The organism is Leisingera sp. CC-HEC096, from assembly GCF_059429235.1.
Window position 1 is genome coordinate 3,796,798 of the sequence record NZ_JCAIJS010000001.1, and the last position, 19,315, is coordinate 3,816,112.

Annotated in this window: 16 protein-coding genes; 11 read left to right on the forward strand and 5 right to left on the reverse strand. The window is 64.1% G+C overall.

The genetic code is table 11. The annotated features are described in order from the left end of the window. The 4 genes from AC5STI_RS18430 (at window position 1) to AC5STI_RS18445 (ending at window position 6,636) form a co-directional block, all read left to right on the forward strand. A complete protein-coding gene (locus tag AC5STI_RS18430) occupies window positions 1–1,620 on the forward strand; it encodes a tripartite tricarboxylate transporter permease (RefSeq protein ID WP_495447685.1) in 1,620 nt (539 codons plus the stop codon). Further along, the gene (locus AC5STI_RS18435; RefSeq protein WP_495447782.1) at window positions 1,527–2,969 is read left to right on the forward strand and encodes an aldehyde dehydrogenase family protein; all 1,443 of its coding nucleotides are present in this window, start codon (window positions 1,527–1,529) and stop codon (window positions 2,967–2,969) included. The genes AC5STI_RS18430 and AC5STI_RS18435 overlap by 94 nt, the downstream gene beginning before the upstream one ends. 104 nt (window positions 2,970–3,073) lie before the next feature. After that, entirely contained in the window at window positions 3,074–4,306 is a 1,233-nt protein-coding gene (locus AC5STI_RS18440; protein WP_495447686.1) for a Tm-1-like ATP-binding domain-containing protein, read from the forward strand. A 239-nt stretch (window positions 4,307–4,545) separates the two neighbouring features. Continuing rightward, complete coding sequence (locus AC5STI_RS18445; RefSeq protein ID WP_495447687.1) at window positions 4,546–6,636, forward strand: 3-hydroxyacyl-CoA dehydrogenase NAD-binding domain-containing protein; 2,091 nt, start codon at window positions 4,546–4,548, stop codon at window positions 6,634–6,636. Window positions 6,637–6,819: 183 nt separating this feature from the next. Here the strand turns inward: AC5STI_RS18445 and rpe are convergent, their stop codons facing one another. Beyond that, on the reverse strand, window positions 6,820–7,509 hold the full coding sequence (gene rpe, locus AC5STI_RS18450; protein WP_495447688.1) for a ribulose-phosphate 3-epimerase: 690 nt from the start codon (window positions 7,507–7,509) through the stop codon (window positions 6,820–6,822). A 216-nt stretch (window positions 7,510–7,725) separates the two neighbouring features. On the opposite strand from rpe, the gene phnC reads away from it, so the two are divergent. From phnC to AC5STI_RS18475, 5 genes are all read left to right on the forward strand, one after another. Further along, window positions 7,726–8,544, forward strand: a complete 819-nt coding sequence (gene phnC / locus AC5STI_RS18455) for a phosphonate ABC transporter ATP-binding protein (RefSeq protein ID WP_475050346.1) — start codon at window positions 7,726–7,728, stop codon at window positions 8,542–8,544. A 66-nt stretch (window positions 8,545–8,610) separates the two neighbouring features. After that, window positions 8,611–9,513, forward strand: a complete 903-nt coding sequence (phnD, locus tag AC5STI_RS18460) for a phosphonate ABC transporter substrate-binding protein (RefSeq protein ID WP_495447689.1) — start codon at window positions 8,611–8,613, stop codon at window positions 9,511–9,513. A gap of 97 nt (window positions 9,514–9,610) precedes the next feature. Next, the gene (phnE, locus tag AC5STI_RS18465) at window positions 9,611–10,480 is read left to right on the forward strand and encodes a phosphonate ABC transporter, permease protein PhnE (RefSeq protein WP_495447690.1); all 870 of its coding nucleotides are present in this window, start codon (window positions 9,611–9,613) and stop codon (window positions 10,478–10,480) included. Further along, on the forward strand, window positions 10,477–11,841 hold the full coding sequence (phnE, locus tag AC5STI_RS18470) for a phosphonate ABC transporter, permease protein PhnE (RefSeq protein ID WP_495447691.1): 1,365 nt from the start codon (window positions 10,477–10,479) through the stop codon (window positions 11,839–11,841). The genes phnE (AC5STI_RS18465) and phnE (AC5STI_RS18470) overlap by 4 nt, the downstream gene beginning before the upstream one ends. 32 nt (window positions 11,842–11,873) lie before the next feature. After that, window positions 11,874–12,488: an LbetaH domain-containing protein gene (locus tag AC5STI_RS18475; RefSeq protein WP_495447692.1), complete on the forward strand. Its 615-nt coding sequence runs from the start codon at window positions 11,874–11,876 to the stop codon at window positions 12,486–12,488. 277 nt (window positions 12,489–12,765) lie between these two features. On the opposite strand, the gene AC5STI_RS18480 is transcribed toward AC5STI_RS18475, so the two are convergent. Beyond that, window positions 12,766–13,836 carry an Mrp/NBP35 family ATP-binding protein gene (locus tag AC5STI_RS18480; RefSeq protein WP_495447693.1) on the reverse strand — a complete coding sequence of 357 codons (1,071 nt, stop codon included), beginning with the start codon at window positions 13,834–13,836 and terminating at the stop codon, window positions 12,766–12,768. A 241-nt stretch (window positions 13,837–14,077) separates the two neighbouring features. Beyond that, window positions 14,078–15,106, reverse strand: a complete 1,029-nt coding sequence (gene gap / locus AC5STI_RS18485; RefSeq protein WP_495447694.1) for a type I glyceraldehyde-3-phosphate dehydrogenase — start codon at window positions 15,104–15,106, stop codon at window positions 14,078–14,080. Between the two features lie 143 nt (window positions 15,107–15,249). On the opposite strand from gap, the gene AC5STI_RS18490 reads away from it, so the two are divergent. Continuing rightward, complete coding sequence (locus AC5STI_RS18490; protein WP_495447695.1) at window positions 15,250–16,254, forward strand: LacI family DNA-binding transcriptional regulator; 1,005 nt, start codon at window positions 15,250–15,252, stop codon at window positions 16,252–16,254. Window positions 16,255–16,401: 147 nt separating this feature from the next. Then, window positions 16,402–16,617 carry a hypothetical protein gene (locus AC5STI_RS18495; RefSeq protein ID WP_475050365.1) on the forward strand — a complete coding sequence of 72 codons (216 nt, stop codon included), beginning with the start codon at window positions 16,402–16,404 and terminating at the stop codon, window positions 16,615–16,617. A gap of 69 nt (window positions 16,618–16,686) precedes the next feature. Here AC5STI_RS18495 and AC5STI_RS18500 read toward each other — a convergent pair whose 3' ends face one another. Together AC5STI_RS18500 and AC5STI_RS18505 are read right to left on the reverse strand one after the other, a co-directional pair. Then, window positions 16,687–17,832, reverse strand: coding sequence for an iron-containing alcohol dehydrogenase (locus AC5STI_RS18500; RefSeq protein WP_495447696.1), 1,146 nt, complete (start codon window positions 17,830–17,832; stop codon window positions 16,687–16,689). 65 nt (window positions 17,833–17,897) lie between these two features. Further along, window positions 17,898–19,280, reverse strand: coding sequence for an aldehyde dehydrogenase family protein (locus tag AC5STI_RS18505; RefSeq protein WP_495447783.1), 1,383 nt, complete (start codon window positions 19,278–19,280; stop codon window positions 17,898–17,900). Window positions 19,281–19,315: the final 35 nt, after the last annotated feature.

The window sequence follows — 19,315 nt, forward strand, 5'->3', positions numbered from 1 at the left end:
ATGGACCTGATACTCTCTGCAATCGACATCCTGATGCGCTGGGACGTGGCGCTGGCGCTGCTGGCGGGTTCGGTGGGCGGTGTACTGATCGGTGCGATCCCCGGTGTTGGCCCGGCCGTAGCGATTGCGATCCTTTTGCCTGCGACCTTTTCCATGGACCCGATTGTCGGGCTGACGGTGCTGCTGGGCATCTACGGCTCCTCAATGTACGGAGGCGCAATCCCGGCGATCCTGATAAACACGCCCGGCACCGCGGTTAATGCGCTGACCACCTATGACGGCTATCCGATGACCGCGCGGGGAGAGCCCAGGCGCGCGCTTAGCCTGGCCTATTCCGCCAGCTTCTTTGGCGGCATCTTCTCGGTGATCTGCCTGATCCTGTTCGCGCCGGTCCTGGCCAAAATCGCGCCGATGTTCGGCTCCCGCGAGATCTTCATGGCGGCGTTGCTGGGCCTCATTCTGGTGGTGGTCGCCCACCGCGGGCAGGCGCTGATTGCAGGCACCTTGGCCTGTTTCGGCATTTTCCTGCAGACCATCGGGCTGGAACCGGTGAAATACACCCAGCGCTACACCTTTGGGCAGGATTTCCTGGGTGGCGGCATCAACCTGATTGTCGTCGTGCTGGGCCTGTTTGCGATCTCGCAGGCCTTTGTGCTGCTGACGGACGAAGACGAGAAGGTGCGCATGACCCTCCTGCGCGGCGGCATGTTCCAGGGCCTGCGCGAGCTGGCGCGCCATCCGCGGGTGGCCGGGGTCTCTGCCACCTTCGGCGTGCTGATGGGAATGATCCCCGGCGTGGGCGAGTTCACCGCGCAGTTCATGTCCTACACCTATGCCCAGAAAACCTCGAAACGGCCGCAGGACTTCGGCAACGGCTCTTCCGAGGGGCTGATCGCGGCGGAGACCGCCAACAACGCGGTGCCTGCCGCTGCCATGGTGCCTCTGCTGGCGCTGGGTATCCCGGGCGAGGCGCTGACGGCGATGATGCTGTCGGTGTTTTACGTTCACAACGTGGTGCCGGGGCCGGGGCTGTTTCAGAACGACATGGATTTCGTCGTCGCACTCTACCTCGCGCTGCTGGTGCTGAATGTCCTGGTCCTTGCTTTCCTGCTCTTTGCTACCAAGTCGCTGATCCAGGTGGTGCGCATCCCAAACCGGTTCCTTGGCGTCTGTATCCTGACGCTCAGCTTCGTCGGGGTTTACTCCCTGCGCAACTCCGCCACCGACTGCGTGATGGCGGCGGGCTTTGGCATCCTCGGCTTTATCCTTAAGCGCCTGTCGCTGCCCTCGGTGCCGATCATCCTGGGCATGGTCCTGGGCGGCATCATGGAGGTGAAACTGCGCGCGGGCATGGCAAGGGTGAAGGAACCCCTCGATTTCATTGACCGCCCGGTGGCGTTTATCCTGTTTCTACTCATCATCATCGTTCTGGCGGTCCACACCCTGCGGGTGCTGAAGGACCGGAAGGAACTGAAGGAGGCCGAATGGCAGACCAATCGCGCATCGACAAGCTTCGGCAGCTTGATGTGGCGCCGCAGAAACTCTTTCTTGAAGGATCATGGCAAGAAGGTACGGGCCAGACACTCGAAGTTGCTTCGCCGGTTGACGGATCTGTTCTGACGACGCTGGCAGGCGCTTCTGCCACGGACGTCGAAAACGCTGTCGCTTCGGCGCGGCGGGCATTTGAGGACCGCCGCTGGGCGGGACAGAGCCCCGCCGCACGGAAGAAAATTCTGCACCGGATTGCGGACCGGATCGAGGCCGAGGCGGTGGAATTGGCAGTGCTGGGCGTGCGCGACAACGGCACAGAGTTCAATATGGCGCTGAAGGCCGAGCCGGGATCGGCTGCTGGCACCTTCCGTTACTACGCCGAGGCGCTGGACAAGGTGGCGGGCGAGGTCGCGCCGACCACGCCGGACGTGCTGGGGCTGGTGCACCGGATGCCGGTGGGCGTGGTGGGGGCCATCGTGCCCTGGAACTTCCCGCTGATGATCGGCGCCTGGAAGCTGGCGCCGGCCTTGGCGATGGGCAACTCGGTGGTTTTGAAACCGGCTGAGACCGCCTCGCTGTCTTTACTTAGGCTGGCGGAGATCTGCTCCGAATGCGGTTTGCCGGACGGGGTGCTGAACGTGGTGACCGGCTCCGGCGCCGAGACCGGCGCGGCGCTGGCGGCGTCAAGCGGCGTGGATGTGCTGGCCTTCACCGGCTCCGGCGCGACGGGCCGGAAGCTCCTCGAAGCTTCGGCGCGGTCGAACCTCAAGCGGTGTTATCTGGAGCTGGGCGGCAAGTCCCCCAACATCGTTTTTGCGGATGCACCGAACCTCGCGAAGGCGGCGAAAGTTGCTGCGGCAGGGATCTTCCGCAACTCCGGACAGGTCTGCATTGCCGGCTCCCGGCTGCTGGTGGAGGCGTCGATCCACGATGAGTTCGTCGCAATGCTGAAGGCCGAGGCGGAGGCGCTGCGGGTGGGCGACCCGCTGGATCTGGACACCCAGATCGGGGCAGTGAACTCCGAGGATCAGCTGCGCCGAAACCTGTCCTTCATGGACATGGCGCGGGCCGAGGGCGGGCAGGTGGTGACTGGCGGCCAGCGCATACTGGAAGAGACCGGCGGCACCTATATGGCGCCGGCCATCGTCACACGCGTCGCGCGCGACCACGCGCTGTTCCAGCGGGAGGTGTTCGGTCCGGTGCTGGCAGTCACCAAATTCGAAACCGAAGAGGAGGCGCTGAGCCTGGCCAATGCTACCGCTTACGGCCTGGCGGCCGGGGTCTGGACGGAAAACCTGTCCCGGGCGCACCGGATGGTCGCAGGTATCCGTGCCGGGGTGGTGCATGTGAATACCTATGGCGGCGCGGACAACACCGTGCCCTTGGGCGGGATCGGGCAGTCCGGCAACGGGCATGACAAGTCCTTGCACGCTCTGGACAAATACACCGACCTGAAAACCGCATGGATCCAGCTGTGATGCAGGTTTTGCCGGGGCAAAACCTGCAGCCTCCGGCGGGAGTATTTGGGGAAAGATGAAGGGGCGGCCTCGCTGCACAGAGCAGGCCGGAGGGAGGACGGAATATGACGGTCAAAACGATCCTGGTTGCCGGGACATATGACACCAAGGACGATGAACTGGGATATCTGGCGGAGGTCATCCGCGGGCAGGGCGGCAAGGTATTGACGATGGATGTGAGCGTGCTGGGTGACCCCGCCGACCCCGCGGATGTCAGCAAGCATGCAGTGGCAGAGGCCGGCGGCAGTTCGATCGAGGCGGCGATTGCCTCCGGTGATGAAAATACCGCCATGCAGATCATGGGCGCGGGGGCGGCGGCCAAGGCGCAGGAGCTGTACCGGGCGGGGCGCATCGACGGGGTGATCGTGCTGGGCGGTACCATGGGCACCGATCTGGCGCTGGACTTGTGTGCGGCGCTGCCTGTTGGGGTGCCGAAGTACATCGTCTCCACCGTTGCCTTTTCGCCGCTCATGCCGCCGGAGCGGATCCCGGCGGACGTGCAGATGATCCTTTGGGCAGGCGGGCTTTATGGGCTGAATTCGATCTGCAAGGCGTCGCTCAGCCAGGCGGCTGGTGCAGTGCTAGGGGCGGCCCGGGCGGTGGAGCCGCCCAAGCGGGACAGGCCGCTGATCGGCATGACCTCATTCGGCAAAACGGTGTTGCGGTACATGGTGACGCTGAAACCGGCGCTGGAGGCGCGCGGGTTTGAGGTCGCCGTGTTTCACGCCACCGGAATGGGCGGGCGGGCATTTGAGAGCCTGGCGGCTGAGGGCGCCTTTGCCGCGGTGATGGATTTCGCGCCGCAGGAGGTCTCGAACCACCTGTTCGGCGGGTTGTCGGCAGGAGCGGACCGGATGACCAATGCAGGCCGCGCCGGCACACCGCAGCTGGTCGCGCCGGGCTGCTATGATCTGGTGGATTTCGTCGGCTGGCAGGCAACGCCCGCGCAGCTGAAGGGGCGGGAGACCCATGCTCATAATCGATTGCTGACCTCCGCAATGCTGGAAGCGGGCGAGCGGCGGCAGGTGGCGCAGGCTGTCTGCGGCAAGCTGGCGGCGGCCCAGGCGCCGGTGGCGGTGCTGCTGCCTGCCGGCGGCTGCAACGAATGGGACCGCCCCGGCGCGCCGCTGCACGACGCGGCGGGGCTGGCGGCCTTTTCTGATGAGATGCGGCGCAGCTGCCCGGAAAACGCCAGCCTGCATGAACTGGATTGCCATATCAACGATGCAGCGTTTGCGGACAAATCACTGGAGATCCTCGACTCTTGGATCGCCAGCGGCATTGTGAAAGGCGGCTGAGCCGTCAGCCGCACTGTCCGGAGGCGTAGTCTCTGGCTGACGTGTTTCAAGAAGTTTGATTTTTGCCTGCATTCTGTTACGTAACTCCGGCAGCGCAGCGGCTGCGGCCCGGTGCATTGTGACGCGGGGTCCGTTGGCGCGCGGCGGATTTTGGGGCTTGGCGCGAAGACGGCCGCCGTGCCTAATCAGTTGGGGCGCGGGTCTGCATCATCGGCCCCCGCAGGAGAGAGGAAGACCGGATGAGTGAAGCCATTGCATATGAGCGCGTGGGCGATATCGCCGTTCTGAAGGCGCAGAACCCGCCGGTGAACGCGCTGGGCGTGGATGTGCGCAAGGGGCTGCTGGCCGGGATCCAACGCGCCGAAAGCGAAGGTGCCAAGGCGGTTCTGATCTATGGCGAGGGCAAGACCTATTTTGCCGGCGCCGACATCCGGGAATTCGGCAAGCCGCCGCAGGAGCCCTGGCTGCCCGGGCTGTGCAGCCGGATCGAGGCCACGCCGCTGATCGTGGTCTCTGCCATGCATGGCACCGCGCTGGGCGGCGGGCTGGAAGTGGCCTTGTCCTCGCATTACCGGATCGCGGTGCCCTCGGCCAAGATGGGGCTGCCAGAGGTGAATCTGGGCATTCTGCCCGGCGCCGGCGGCACCCAGCGGCTGCCGCGGGTTGCAGGAACGGAAGCGGCGCTGGAGATGATCACCACCGGCCGCCACGTCAGCGCGGCGGAGGCGCTGGAGAAGGGCATCATCGACCGGATCGAAGAGGGCGGGCCGCGCGATATCGGCCTTGCATATGCGCAGGAGCTGCTGGAACAGGACGCACCGCGCCGGGCCGTGGGTGAAATGCCCGCGCCTGAGCCGGTTGATTTCGATGCCGTCTATGACGCCACGCTGAAGAAAGGCCGCGGCCAGCTGTCGCCTGCGGTGGCGGTGCGCGCAGTGCAGGCAGCGGCAGAGGCGGAGAGCTTTGAGGCCGGGCTGAAGCGGGAGCGCGAGCTGTTCATGGAGCTGATGGACTCCGATCAGCGGCAGGGTCTGATCCACGCTTTCTTCTCGGAACGCGCGGTCAGCAAGCTGCCGGAACTGGAAGGCGTTGCGCCGCGAGAAGTCGCCTCGATGGGGGTGATCGGCGGAGGCACCATGGGCGCGGGCATCGCCACCGCGGCCCTGCTGGCGGGGCTGCCGGTGGTGCTGATCGAAATGACGGATGAGGCGGTGACGGCGGCGCGTGGCCGGATCGAGGGCAACCTGAAAGGCGCCCTTAAACGCGGTAAGATCAGCCAGGCGCAGTACGATCAGTTGACTGGCGAGGCGCTGACAGTGGCGACGGATTACGCCGCGCTGTCCGAGGTAGACCTGGTGGTCGAAGCGGTGTTCGAGGACATGGGCGTCAAGCGCGAGGTTTTCGGCAAGCTCGACGCCCATTGCAAGGCCGGCGCGGTGCTGGCGACGAACACCTCCTACTTGGACGTGGACGAGATCGCCGCGGCGACCTCCCGTCCGCAGGATGTGATCGGGCTGCATTTCTTCTCGCCCGCGCATGTAATGAAGCTGCTGGAAGTCGTCGTGGCGGAGAAAACCGCGCCAGAGGTTCTGGCCACCGGGTTCGCGCTGGGCAAACGGTTGAAGAAAGTCGCGGTCCGCTCCGGCATCTGTGACGGGTTCATCGGCAACCGGATCATGAATGCCTACCGCAAGGCGGCGGAATACGTGGTGCTGGACGGCGCCTCACCCTATCAAGTGGACAATGTGGTGACCGGTTTCGGCTTCCCGATGGGGCCGTTTGCCATGGGCGATCTGGCGGGTCTCGACATCAACTGGGCCGCCCGCAAGCGCCGCGCGCCCACCCGCGACCCGCGCGAACGGGTGCCTCGGTTCTATGAGATGCTGTGCGAAGGCGGCGATTTCGGGCAGAAAACAGGCAAGGGCTTTTATGTCTACGAAGAGGGCCGGCGCGGCGGCGTGCCGAACCCGGAGGTGGCGGAGCTGATTTCCAAGGATCAGGAGCAGCAGGGTGTCACTCCGCGGGAGTTCTCTGATGCAGAGGTGCTGCGCCGCTACATGTGCGCCATGGTCAATGAGGCGGCCAAGGTGGTGGGCGAGGGCATCGCCCGGCGCCCGCTGGACGTGGATATGGTGATGCTGTTTGGCTATGGCTTCCCGCGGTTCTGGGGCGGACCGCTGAAATGGGCGGACCTGCAGGGGCTGGATGGTATCCTGGCCGACATCAGGTCCTATGCGGCAGAGGATGATTTCTTCTGGCAGCCCGCGCCGCTGCTGGAGCAGCTGGTGGCTGAGGGAAAAACCTTCGACTCACTGAACAAAGGCAGCTGAGCAGGCGGGCGGGCGCCCTTCCGGCCCGTCGAGGGCCATCAGGGCGCGGCCCGGCTTTGCCGGGCGGGGCGCGCAAACGCTGGCCGTATCACGAAAAAGCGCCGCGCGGAACGCGCGGCGCTTGGCCCAACAAGAGCGGCGCATATTTGATGCGCTTGGCGATTGGCGGGAGTGCCCCGTGCTTTACACCCACGTGCCTTTTGTGGCGGCACGGATCTTGCGGATGTTCTCGCCATAGACCTCAGGGGTGTTGACCGAGCCGCCCTTGAAGACGGCGGAACCTGCGACCAGCACGTCAGCGCCGGCTTCGGCCACCAGCGGCGCAGTGGTCGGGTCGACGCCGCCGTCGATCTCAATATGCACCGGGCGGTCGCCGATCATCGCGCGCAGACGGCGGATCTTGGCGGTCATGTCGATGAACTTCTGGCCGCCGAAGCCCGGGTTCACGGTCATCACGCAGACCAGATCAGTGAGGTCCAGGAGGTGCTCCACCGCCTCGGCCGGGGTGCCGGGGTTCAGCGCCACACCGGCCTTCATGCCAGCGCCGCGGATCGCTTGCAGGGTGCGGTGGATGTGGGGGCCCGCCTCGAAATGCGCGGTCAGCACATCGGCGCCGGCATCTGCGTAGGCGTCGATGTAGGGATCCACCGGCGCGATCATCAGGTGCACGTCCATCACCGTCTTTACATGCGGGCGAAATGCTTTCACCGCCTGCGGGCCAAAGGTGAGGTTCGGCACGAAATGCCCGTCCATCACATCGACATGCACCCAGTCGGCGCCCTGCGCTTCGATGGCCCGGATCTCCTGGCCGAAGTTGGCGAAATCGGCGGACAGGATGGAGGGCGCGATCTTGATGTTGCGGTCAAAGGACATCTGGCAGCTTCCTTTTGCAAAGGGAATTAAGGAGTCGCAGGGCATATAGCCTCTGCAGCCCCGCCTGGACAGGGGCAGAATGCCGGCAAGGCCGGTTTCACGATGCGCAACGCCCGCGGGTTGCGCCGGGCCGCGTTACAAAACTTTCACGGCAGTGACACATGAGGTTTGAGCGGAGGCACTAGGCAATCCCCGAACGACAAGGGAGCGCCACCCGTGCTGCGCATAGAGAAACTGACCAAGAAATTCGGCGACAAGACCGCAGTGGACGCGGCCTCGCTGGACATCGACAAGCCGTGCATGATCGGCATCATCGGCCGCTCCGGCGCGGGCAAATCGACGCTGCTGCGGATGCTGAACCGGCTGGAAAACGCCAGCGAAGGCCGCATTCTGTTTGAGGGCCGCGAAATCACCGGGCTGAAGGGCCGGGACAAGCGCGCCTGGCAGTCCGACTGCGCAATGATTTTCCAGCAGTTCAACCTGGTGCCGCGGATGGACGTGGTGTCGAACGTCCTGCATGGCACGCTGAACCGCCGCAATGCGATGGCGACGCTTTTCAACCTCTATCCGATGGATGACATTCACCAGGCAATCGACATCCTGGACCGTCTGGGCATCGCTGAACATGCCGCCAAGCGAGCCGAAGCGCTGTCAGGCGGGCAGCAGCAGCGGGTGGCGATCGCCCGCGCGCTGATGCAGGACCCCAGGATCATCCTGGCGGATGAGCCGATTGCATCGCTCGATCCGATGAACGCCCAGACCGTGATGGAGGCGCTGCGCCGCATTCACGAAGAAGACGGGCGCACCGTCATTGCCAACCTGCACACGCTGGACACCGCGCGCCGCTATTGCGACCGGGTGGTTGGCATGCGCGACGGGCGCATTGTGTTCGACGGGCTGCCGGAACAACTGACCACGGGCGTGGCCCGCGAAATCTATGGCGCCGGAGCGGATTTCTCCGAGGCCGCCACTTCGACCGAGATCGAGACGCTGGAAAAGACGGACGCCATGCGCGCCGCCATTCCCGCCGAGTAACCCCGAACCGTTTTCATCGACCCGGGGGCTGCTCCTCCGGGAACAGACCAACCGGAGAGACAAAAGATGAAAAAGCTGATTGCTGCCGTACTGGCAACCACCGCGCTGACCGCCCCCGTAGCGGCAGAGGAAATCAAGGAATTCCGCATCGGCATCCTGGGCGGCGAGAACGCTCAGGACCGCCTGAACAACAACGAGTGCCTGCGTGAATACACCGAGAAAGAACTCGGCGTCGAAACCAGGCTGTTTGCCCCTGCCGACTATAACGGCGTGATCCAGGGCCTGCTGGGCGGCACCATCGACATGGCCTGGCTGGGCGCCTCCGGTTATGCCAAGACCTACCTGTCCGATCCCGAAGCGGTTGAGCCGGTTCTGGTCAAGGTGAATACCGACGGCGGCTATGGCTATTACTCGGTCGGCTTTGCCCGCAAGGACAGCGGCATCGCTTCTCTGGAAGACCTGAAAGGCAAAACCTTTGGTTTCGGCGATCCGAACTCCACCTCCGGCTACCTGATCCCGTCGATCGAGATCCCGAACAAGATCAATGCCAGCATGGACTCCGGCGACTACTTTGGCGAAGTGAAATTCACCGGCGGCCATGAACAGACCATCGTCGCGGTTGCCAATGGCGACGTGGACGGCGGTGTGACCTGGGCCGACGGCCTGGGCGAATGGGAAGACGGCTACCAGTCGGGCGCGCTGCGCCGTGCGGTTGACGCTGGCCTGGTCGATATGAACGACATGGTGGAAATCTGGAAATCCGCCCCGATCCCGGAAGGTCCGGTGGTTTTGCGCAAGGCCCTGCCGGCGGACGTCAAAGCCAAGATGACCGCGCTGATGGACAACCTCAGCGAAATCGACCGCGACTGCTTCTACGGCGTGGCGGCAGGCGAGGCCAAGAGTTTCGACCCGATCACCCATGATGCGTATGAGGTGATTATCGAGGCCCGCAAGCTGAAGTCCCAGTAATTTTAGTCCGCGCTCTGCGGGGTTCCGGCTTGCCCGGGCCCCGCAATTTCCTTGATGGCCGCTGGATTGGCCATCCATTGAAGACCAGGATCCCTAAATGGCAGATTTGACAGCCGCCCGGCCGGGCATCGAGGATATCCGGCAGCAATACACCGCCCATACTCAGCGCAAGAGATTGTATGGCGGCATTCTTCTCGCGGTTTTTGTGGCGCTGATGGCAGCGGGGTTCCGCACTGCAGACAGCCGCAATGCAGGTTCTTTTGCCGACGGGTTCACACGCATTTTCGACTACCCGACCGAAGTTCTGGCGGAGGCAACGGAGAAGGCCGTGCAGCTGCCCGGGCATCTGGTGCATTTTTTCCCTGCACTGGTGGAAACGCTGAACATTGCCGCCGCCTCAACCCTGGTGGGGACCGTGTTCGGCACCCTGCTGTCGCTGCTGGCAACCCGTGGCATGTCGCCTTGGCCTGCGCTGATCCCGCTGTTCCGGCGTATCAGCGACATCTGCCGGGCGATCCCGGAAATTGTCATCGCGCTGGTGCTGATCTTTGTGCTGGGCGGCGGGCCGGTGCCTGCGATGATTGCCATCGCCATTCATACTGCCGGCGCGCTGGGCAAGCTGTTTTCCGAAGTGAATGAAAACGCCTCGCTGAAACCGGTTGAGGGCCTCACGTCGGTTGGTGCCACCTGGGCGCAACGGATGACGCTGGGGGTGATCCCGCAGGTGGGTCCGAACTACGTCAGCTACGCGCTCTTGCGGTTTGAGATCAACATCCGCGCTTCTGCCATCCTCGGCTTTGTCGGCGCGGGCGGCATTGGCTATGAACTCAAGAATGCCATGTCCTGGGGCCAGGGGCGCTACGACGAGGCCGCCGCGATCTTCCTTCTCCTTTTTGTCACTATCGTGGCCGTTGACCAGCTGTCCGGCCTGCTGCGTGACCGCCTGACCCATGGAGCGAAGGCATGACCACTTTTGACACCACCCTGACGCCGGCAGGCCTGAAGCCGGACATCACGCGGCTGTTCCTGAAGAAGCGGCTGATGAGTTTCGCCCTGCCTGCCGCGGTGCTGGCCTATCTGGCCTATGTGTTTGTTGCCTTTGACATGCCGGGCCTGTGGGAGCGTGCCAGCCTGGACAACGCCAAGACCCTGATCAGCGACAGCTACAGCTACAAGACCCATGTCACCCGCGACAACCGCAGCGGCGAGGTTTCGGTCGCGATCGAAGGCGAGCGCAAGGGGAGATATCCGGAAGGAACCGCACCGGATTGGGTGGCCTTTGGCGAGACCACGGTCATTGATCTGGAGGACGGTCATACGGTCGCCTTCGGCCCTGAAACAATCGAATATGCAATCCCCGGCTACGGAACGGTGCGGGCCACACCATCCCGCAGCGCGGGCGTGCAGGCAGAGCTGCCGCCGGGGGCGGTACCGGAATGGATCAGTGTCTCCAAGAACCGCCTGGCCGTTACCACCGAAGCAGGCCGCCTGACCGTGACCCGCAACAGGGCCGAGGTGTTCCGCTACTTCGCCGGGTGGGAGCTGTTCTTCTTCACTCTCGACAGCCCCTATTACGGCATGGGGGCAGGGGAGCTGCTGCAGCGTGCTGCCACAGGCGAGGCGGGAGCGATCTTCCAGGAGTTCTGGACCAACAAGATGTGGCGCCATCAGGATGTCGCGTGGGCGATTGCTGAAACCCTCCTGATGGCCTTCCTCGGCACCATCGGCGCGGGGCTGGTCGCGCTGCCGCTGGCCTTTGCCGCGACCCGAAACTTCATGCCCCTGCGCAGCATCCGCTTTACCATGCGCCGCCTGTTCGATTTTGTCCGCGGCGTCGACTCGCTGATCTGGACGGTGGTTCTGGCCCGCGCCTTTGGCCCCGGCCCGCTGACCGGCGCGCTGGCGATCCTGGTGACGGACACCGGCACCTTCGGCAAGATCTTCTCGGAGGCGCTGGAAAACGTCGACCAGAAACAGATCGAGGGTGTCGCCTCCACCGGTGCCAAGCCTGTGCAGCGCTACCGCTTCGGGGTGATCCCTCAGATCACGCCGGTGCTGCTGAGCCAGCTCTTGTACTTCCTGGAATCCAACACGCGTTCGGCGACCATCATCGGCGCGATTACCGGCGGCGGTATCGGTCTCTTGCTGACCCAGGCGATCATCACGCAGAAGGACTGGGAGGAAGTGGCCTATTACATCACCCTGATCATTTTGATGGTGATGCTGATGGACTGGTTCTCCGGCTGGCTGCGGCGCCGCCTCATCAAGGGGGAGGGCGGCCAGGCCACGCGCAAGGAGCGCAAGGGCAAGACCTTCCTGCTGCCTTGAGCAGTATGCCGCGATCAATAAGGAGAGAAGACATGGCCCGTTTGCAGGCGCAGATGCCCTTCATCCACCCGGAATGCCAGATCACCGGCAGCTCCTTTGGCGCCTACGTTGAAATCGGCGCCGGCAGCCGGGTGGCAAATTCGGTGTTCGGGGATTACAGCTATTGCGACCGCAGCTGCGACATCGCCAACGCAGAGATCGGCAAGTTCGCTAATGTCGCCAGCTGTGTGCGGATCGGTGCCACCGACCACCCGATGGAGAAAGCGTCGCTGCATCATTTCCTCTACCGGTCGGCAAGCTACTGGGATGATGCGGAGGACGACGGGGATTGGTTCGCCCGACGCGCCAGCCGCCTGGCCCGGATCGGCCATGACACCTGGATCGGCCACGGCGCGATGATCAAGCCTGAGGTGACTGTCGGCGCTGGCGCGGTTGTGGCGTCGGGGGCGATTGTGACCAAGGATGTGGCGCCCTACACGATCGTCGGCGGCAACACGGCCAGGGTGATCCGCCGCCGTTATCCTGAAGCGGTGGCCGAGCAGATGATGGACCTTGCCTGGTGGGACTGGAACCAAGAGGCCCTGCGCGCGGCGCTGCCGGACTTCCGGAACCTGCGGGCGGAGGAATTCCTGGAGAAATATACCTGATCCGGCGGGTGGGGGGCTCCCGCCTGTTCCCGCGCATTCAAAGAATGCCCGTCACAGTTGGGCGTGGCGCCGCTGTGCGGCGCTGAAGGGCTGCACCTGTTCGAACCTCAAATGATCGCCCGGAGAACTTCGTATCCGGCTATCCCTGCTGAGAAGCGTGTCAGGTGCAAGTATGCCACTGACACGCCTTCGCGGTTGTTTGGCCTGCAATCCCGCCGCAAAGGTGAAAGGTGCCGCGCACCGCCGCCTCGCGGCCCTGGATCGGGGGTCGGCAGGGTTACGCGGCGCCTGCGTCGACCAGCTGGGTGGCGATGTCGAGGAAGACCTTGGCCTGGGCGCTCTCGGGCTGCGCGGCCACGATTGGCGTGCCGTTGTCTCCCGCCAGTCGCACGTCCAGATGCAGCGGCACTTCGGCCAGCAGCGGCACGCCCAGCTTTTTCGCTTCCTGCGCCACGCCGCCGTGGCCAAAGACATGCTCCTCATGCCCGCAGCTGGAGCAAATGTGCGTGGACATGTTCTCGATCATGCCAAGCACCGGCACGTTCATCTTGCGGAACATGTCGATGCCCTTGCGGGCGTCGATCAGCGCCACGTCCTGCGGAGTGGAAACAACGATGGCACCGTCCACGCGGGTCTTCTGCGCCAGTGTCATCTGCACATCGCCGGTGCCCGGCGGCAGATCGACGACCAGCACGTCCAGCTCGCCCCATTGCACCTGCAAGAGCATCTGCTGCAGCGCCCCCATCAGCATCGGCCCGCGCCAGATCACCGCCTGGTCCTCGCCAGTCATCAGCCCCATCGACATCATGGTTACGCCGTGGTTACGCAGGGGCAGGATAGTTTTGCCGTCGGGGCTGGCGGGCCGCCCGCTGACCCCAAGCATCCTTGGCTGAGAGGGGCCGTAAACATCCGCATCAAGCAATCCCACCTTGCGACCCTGCATTGCCAGCGCACAGGCGAGATTGGCCGAAACGGTGGACTTGCCGACGCCGCCCTTACCCGAGGCAACAGCCAGGATCCGTGCCACACCCGGCACCTTCTGCGGCGCTTGCTGCTGCGGCTGGGCGGCTTTCTTCGGTTTCAGATCCGGCGGTGCTTTCTCGGAATGGGCGGTCAGCATGGCGGAGACTTTCTCCACCCCCGGCAGCGCCGCCACAGCCGCATCGGCCTGGTCCCGTACCGGGCCATAGGCCTCTGACTTGCCGGGATCGATCTCCAGCACAAAGCGGACGGTGCTGCCTTCAACGGTGACCGCTCGGGCGACACCCGCGCTGACGAGATCGCTGCCGCTGACGGGATCGGTGATGGTTCTGAGCGCCTCGAGGACGGTTTCGCGGGTGACGGTCACGCCGGTCTCCTGTAGCTGTTCATGCCTTGCGCCCGTTGTGGCGCAATTCAACGCGTCATACCAGCCGCGCTCTGCCAGGAGTTTGTTTTGACGCATCCATGAGACAGCTTCTGCGCAGCACACCGCCCACAAGAGACAAAGAGAGCCCGCACCAAAATGCAACAGCGCCGCGCGTTAGCGCGGCGCCGGGCCCAACGGGAGGAGGCCCCTTGGGGGCCGGACGACGGGCGGGAGAACCCCGTCAGCTGGCCAATGCAACCCCGGAGGAGTTCATAACCGCGCCGATGCGGCGGCCGGTGTCCACCATGCGGTTTGAGAACCCCCATTCGTTGTCATACCAGCTGACCACACGCACCAGTCCTTCGGCGGTGACTGCGGTCTGCGCGGCGGCAAAGCAGCTTGAATGCGGATCGTGATTGAAGTCGACCGAGACCAGCGGGTCTTCTTCATATGACAGGATGCCCTCCAGCCCGTTCCCGGCAGCCGCCTTCACCGTAGCATTGACCGCCTCAACGGTGGCAGGGCGTTCCGGCACAAAGCTCAGGTCCACCACAGAGACATTGGCCGTGGGCACCCGGATGGCGGACCCTTCCAGCCGGCCCTTCAGATGCGGCAGCACCTCAGAGATCGCCCGCGCGGCGCCGGTAGAGGTGGGGATCATCGACAGCGCAGCGGCGCGGGCCCGGTACAGATCCTTGTGGCTGGTGTCATGGGTCGGCTGGTCGCCGGTATAGGCGTGGATCGTGGTCATGTAGCCGGTTTTGATGCCAAAGGCCTCGTCCAGCACCTTTGCCAGCGGCGCCAGGCAGTTGGTGGTGCAGGAGGCATTGGAGACGATGACGTCGTCTGCCGTCAGGTCCATGTGGTTGACGCCGTATACCACCGTGCGGTCGGCGTCCTTGCCCGGCGCCGAGATCAGCACCCGCTTGGATCCGTTCTTCAGAAGCCGCGCCGCCTGGTCCCTTGCAGTGAACAGGCCGGTGCATTCATAGGCGATGTCCACGTCCTGCCAGGGCAGCTCTTCGGGGTTGCGGATGGCGCTCAGCCGGATGCTGTGACGGCCGACGCGGATCAGGTCATCGGCCAGGAAAACCGGCGTTTTCAGGCGCCCGTGCACACTGTCGTATTTCAGCAGGTGCACCAGGGTTTCCGGCGGCGACAGGTCGTTGATGGCCACCACCTCGATATCTTCTGCACCGCTTTCCAGCAGCGCCCGCAGCACCCCGCGGCCAATACGCCCGAATCCGTTGATTGCAATCTTCAGTGTCATCTCTGATCTCCGGCTGTTGCACCGGGCAAGCGCCGGTAGCGGTAACGGTTTCGGTACCGATAGCGATAACGGTTCCCAAAATCAACCCCTGTTACCAGTGAGCTGCCCTTGCAGCGGCCTGCGATCTGCAGGAGCATGGAGCCATGACGAAGAAACTGCTCCTGAAAGACGTGGCCCGGCTCGCCGGAGTCAGTGAGATGACCGCCTCCCGCGCGCTGCGCGGCGCGCCTGATGTGTCCGCTAAGACCAAGGCGAAGATTGAGGAAATCGCACGCACCCATGGCTATGTGCCGAACCGCATCGCCGGCTCGCTGTCCTCGCAATCGGTTAATCTGGTGGCGGTGGTGGTGCCCTCGCTCAACAGCTTTGTGTTTCCTGAAGTATTGTCGGGCGTTTCCGCGATACTGAAGGACAGCCCGCTGAAACCGGTGGTGGGGGTCTCCGGCTATGATCTGGAGGAAGAGGAAAGCGTCATCCGCGAAATGCTGAGCTGGCGGCCGTCGGGACTGATCGTGGCGGGGCTGGAGCATACCGAAGCCACCCGGCGGATGCTGCAGCAGGCCGATTGCCCGGTGGTCGAGGTGATGGATGTGGACGGCGACCCGGTGCGCCACTGCGTCGGCATTTCCCACCTGCAGGCCGGGCGCGACATGGCGGCGCAGATCCTGGCCCGCGGCTACCGCCGGATCGGTTTCATCGGCACCAAGATGCCGCAGGACTTCCGCGCCCGTAAACGCTTCGACGGCTTCACCGACGGGCTCGCGGCAGAAGGTGTGACCCTTGCCGACCTGGAGCATTATTCCGGCGAGAGCTCGATCCAGACCGGCCGCCAGATGACCGCCCAGATGCTGGCGCGCAGTCCGGAGCTCGACTGCCTCTATTTCTCCAGCGACGTGATGAGCGTCGGCGGTCTGATGCATTGCCTGGCCGCCGGGCTGACAGTGCCGGGGGACATTGCGCTTGCCGGTTTCAACAACCTGCAGATCCTGCAGGGCCTGCCGCAGCAACTGGCCACGACGGACGCCTGCCGCCGCGAAATCGGTGAACGTGCGGCCGGCATCATCCTGCAGTCGCGCGAGGCTGGCGGCACGGAGGGGCTGGTGTTTGACCAGCTGTGCCCGGCGATCAGCCTGGGTGAGACGCTCTGACAGTCTGAGCGCCGCTGAAACCGGGGGCAGTTCGCGCCGAAAGGGCAGGGTGGCTGCATTTGCGGCGCTTTTCGATGGCTTTGCGGCGCGCCTTGAGGCAGCCTGTAGTCAGCCCGTTCAGTCAAGCCAACCGGAGAAGGAGCCCCGATGCCCCAGTACAACGACATGTTCGAACTGTCCGTCGCGGATATGGAGCTGATCGAAACTGCCCTGCAGACCACCCGGGACACGTTGTCAGAGGCGCTTCCCGCGGCGGGCAGCAGTGAGGAAGACACACTGCGCCGTGTTCATGAGCTTTTGGGCCGGCTGCACAACCAGAAGATCTTCTATTATCCCAAGGACAAGGTCTATGTGAGCGGCTGACATTGTGCCGGAATGACAAAGCGCTCCCCGCGTGGCGGGGAGCGCTGAAGCCTGGCAAAAGGCGTTTTCTTACATTGCAGCCTTGAACAGCTGGGCGAGGTTGTCCTCGGTCAGCTCAATCGGGTTGCCGCCGCAGGACGGGTCGATGATCGCGCCCTTGACCAGCTCGGGGATCGCACCCTCGGTCACACCCAGGTCCGACAGCCCGCGCGGGATGCCCAGCGAGTCGTTCAGCTCCTGTACAAAGCTGCGGAAACCGTCAAAACCGCCCTCGATGCCCAGATACGCCGCTGCCATGTTGAACCGGTCTGCAATCGCGGAGGCGTTGAACTCCAGAACACTGGGCATGCAGACCGCGTTGGTGGTGCCGTGATGCGTGTTGAAATGGGCGCCGATCGGGTGGCTCATGGCGTGGATTGCGCCAAGGCCCTTCTGGAAGGCGGTGGCGCCCATTGCGGCTGCCGACATCATCTGCGCACGGGCTTCGATATCGGTGCCATCAGCATAGGCACGCGGCAGGTAGTCTTTGACCAAACGCATGCCTTCCAGCGCGATACCTTGGGACATCGGGTGGTAATGGGGGGAGGAGAACGCTTCGACGCAATGGGCAAATGCATCCAGCCCGGTGCCCGCGGTGATGAACTTGGGCATGCCGACGGTCAGCTCGGGATCGCAGATCACCACTGCGGGCAGCACTTTGGGGTGGAAGATGATTTTCTTTTGATGGGTGACAGAGTCGGTGATCACCGAGGCGCGGCCCACTTCTGAGCCGGTGCCTGCGGTGGTTGGCACGGCGATGATCGGCGCGATGGCGTCGGCATCGGCGCGGGTCCACCAGTCGCCGATGTCCTCGAAGTCCCACACAGGCCGGGTCTGGCCCGCCATGAAGGCGACCATCTTGCCCAGGTCCAGGCCGGAGCCGCCACCGAAGGCGATCACCCCGTCATGGCCGCCCGCCTTATAAGCGGCAACACCGGCGTCCAGGTTCTTCTCATTCGGGTTCGGGTCGACCTCGGAGAAAATCCCGCGGCCCAGACCGGCGGCTTCCATAATATCGAGCGTGCCCTGCGTGACCGGCAGATCGGCCAGCCCCTTGTCGGTGACCAGCAGCGGTTTCTTGATGTCGGCTGCCGCACAAGCATCGGCCAGTTCCTTGATCCGGCCAGCGCCGAATTTGATTGCGGTCGGGTAGGACCAGTTTCCAACGAGAGACATTTCGTTTTCCTTTGATGCAAGTGGCCCGCCCCGGGGAGGAGACGCCGGGGCGGGCGGGGCCGCCCTTAGCCGGTCACCTTCTTCAGGTGAAAAGACTTCGGACGGGTCAGATTGTGATAACCGATGACCGACAGGCCGCCGCCGCGCCCGGTGTCCTTGCAGCCGGTCCAGCACAGGCCCGGATCCAAGTAGTCGGCGCGGTTCATGAAGACGGTGCCGGTTTCGATTTGATCGCCCACGGCTTGCGCCCGCTCCACGTCAGCGGTCCAGAGCGAGGCGGTGAGGCCGAAGTCGCTGTCGTTCATCAGAGCGATGGCCTCCTCGTCGGAGGACACCTTCATGATGCCAACGACTGGGCCAAAGCTTTCCTCGCGCATCACCCGCATATCGTGGGTGACATTTGTCAGAATCTGCGGCGTCAGATAGGCACCGCCGTCATCCTCGGCAAAGGTGCCGATATGGGCCACTGCACCGGCCTCAACCGCCTCGGCAATCTGGCCGCGCACTTCATTGGCAAAGCGCACATTGGCCATCGGCCCGATGGTGGTCTCCGCATCCAGCGGATTGCCCAGCTTGTAGCCCTTCACGATGGCAACGGCCTTCTCCAGGAAGGCGTCATAGAGGCTCTCATGCACGTAAATCCGCTCGATCCCGCAGCAGCACTGGCCGGAGTTGAACATGGCGCCGTCGACCAGCGTGTCCACCGCCGCGTCCAGATCGGCGTCTTCCATCACATAACCAGGATCCTTGCCGCCCAGTTCGGTGCCGACGCCGGTGAAGGTGCCCGCTGCGGCGCGCTCCATCGCCTGGCCGCCGCCAACCGAGCCGGTGAAGTTGACGAAGTCGAATGCGCGGTTTGCGATCAGTTCCGAGGTGGTATCGTGATCCAGGAAGACATTCTGGAACACGTCCTCGGGCACGCCCGCGGAATGGAAGGCTTGCGCCATGCGTTCGCCAACCAGAAGCGTCTGGGTTGCATGCTTCAGCACCACGGTGTTGCCGGCAATCAGCGCAGGCGCGACGGTGTTGACCGCGGTCATATAGGGGTAGTTCCAGGGCGCCACGACAAAGACCACACCGTGCGGAATGCGCTTGATGTAACGCTTGAACGTGGCGTCGTCGCCCACTTCGATATCCGCCAGCGACTCCTCCGCGATCTTCGCCATGTGGCTGGCGCGCTCATTAAAGCCGCCGAATTCACCGCCATAGCGCACCGGGCGGCCCATCATATGGGCCAGCTCCGGCACAATCTCGTCATTCATCGCGCCAACAGCGGCCACGCCCGCCATTACCAGATCAATGCGCTCCTGCAACGGCCGTGCCGCCCAGGCTGGCTGTGCCGCCCGCGCGCGTTCCGCTGCTGCAAAGGCGTCCTCGCGCGACAGCACTTCGCGCTCTGCAAAGACCGATCCGTCGACCGGCGAGATACACTTCAGGGTCTGGCCCATCGCCATTCACTCCATTCAGGAAAGGGCAAAGCCCT

Excerpts from the sequence above, each read along its gene's own strand:
- AC5STI_RS18430 (WP_495447685.1), top strand. The coding sequence starts at position 1 with ATGGACCTGATACTCTCTGCAATCGACATCCTGATGCGCTGGGACGTG.
- AC5STI_RS18440 (WP_495447686.1), top strand. The coding sequence starts at position 3,074 with ATGACGGTCAAAACGATCCTGGTTGCCGGGACATATGACACCAAGGAC.
- AC5STI_RS18445 (WP_495447687.1), top strand. The coding sequence starts at position 4,546 with ATGAGTGAAGCCATTGCATATGAGCGCGTGGGCGATATCGCCGTTCTG.
- rpe (WP_495447688.1), bottom strand. The coding sequence starts at position 7,509 with ATGTCCTTTGACCGCAACATCAAGATCGCGCCCTCCATCCTGTCCGCC.
- phnD (WP_495447689.1), top strand. The coding sequence starts at position 8,611 with ATGAAAAAGCTGATTGCTGCCGTACTGGCAACCACCGCGCTGACCGCC.
- phnE (WP_495447690.1), top strand. The coding sequence starts at position 9,611 with ATGGCAGATTTGACAGCCGCCCGGCCGGGCATCGAGGATATCCGGCAG.
- phnE (WP_495447691.1), top strand. The coding sequence starts at position 10,477 with ATGACCACTTTTGACACCACCCTGACGCCGGCAGGCCTGAAGCCGGAC.
- AC5STI_RS18475 (WP_495447692.1), top strand. The coding sequence starts at position 11,874 with ATGGCCCGTTTGCAGGCGCAGATGCCCTTCATCCACCCGGAATGCCAG.
- gap (WP_495447694.1), bottom strand. The coding sequence starts at position 15,106 with ATGACACTGAAGATTGCAATCAACGGATTCGGGCGTATTGGCCGCGGG.
- AC5STI_RS18490 (WP_495447695.1), top strand. The coding sequence starts at position 15,250 with ATGACGAAGAAACTGCTCCTGAAAGACGTGGCCCGGCTCGCCGGAGTC.
- AC5STI_RS18495 (WP_475050365.1), top strand. The coding sequence starts at position 16,402 with ATGCCCCAGTACAACGACATGTTCGAACTGTCCGTCGCGGATATGGAG.
- AC5STI_RS18500 (WP_495447696.1), bottom strand. The coding sequence starts at position 17,832 with ATGTCTCTCGTTGGAAACTGGTCCTACCCGACCGCAATCAAATTCGGC.
- AC5STI_RS18505 (WP_495447783.1), bottom strand. The coding sequence starts at position 19,280 with ATGGGCCAGACCCTGAAGTGTATCTCGCCGGTCGACGGATCGGTCTTT.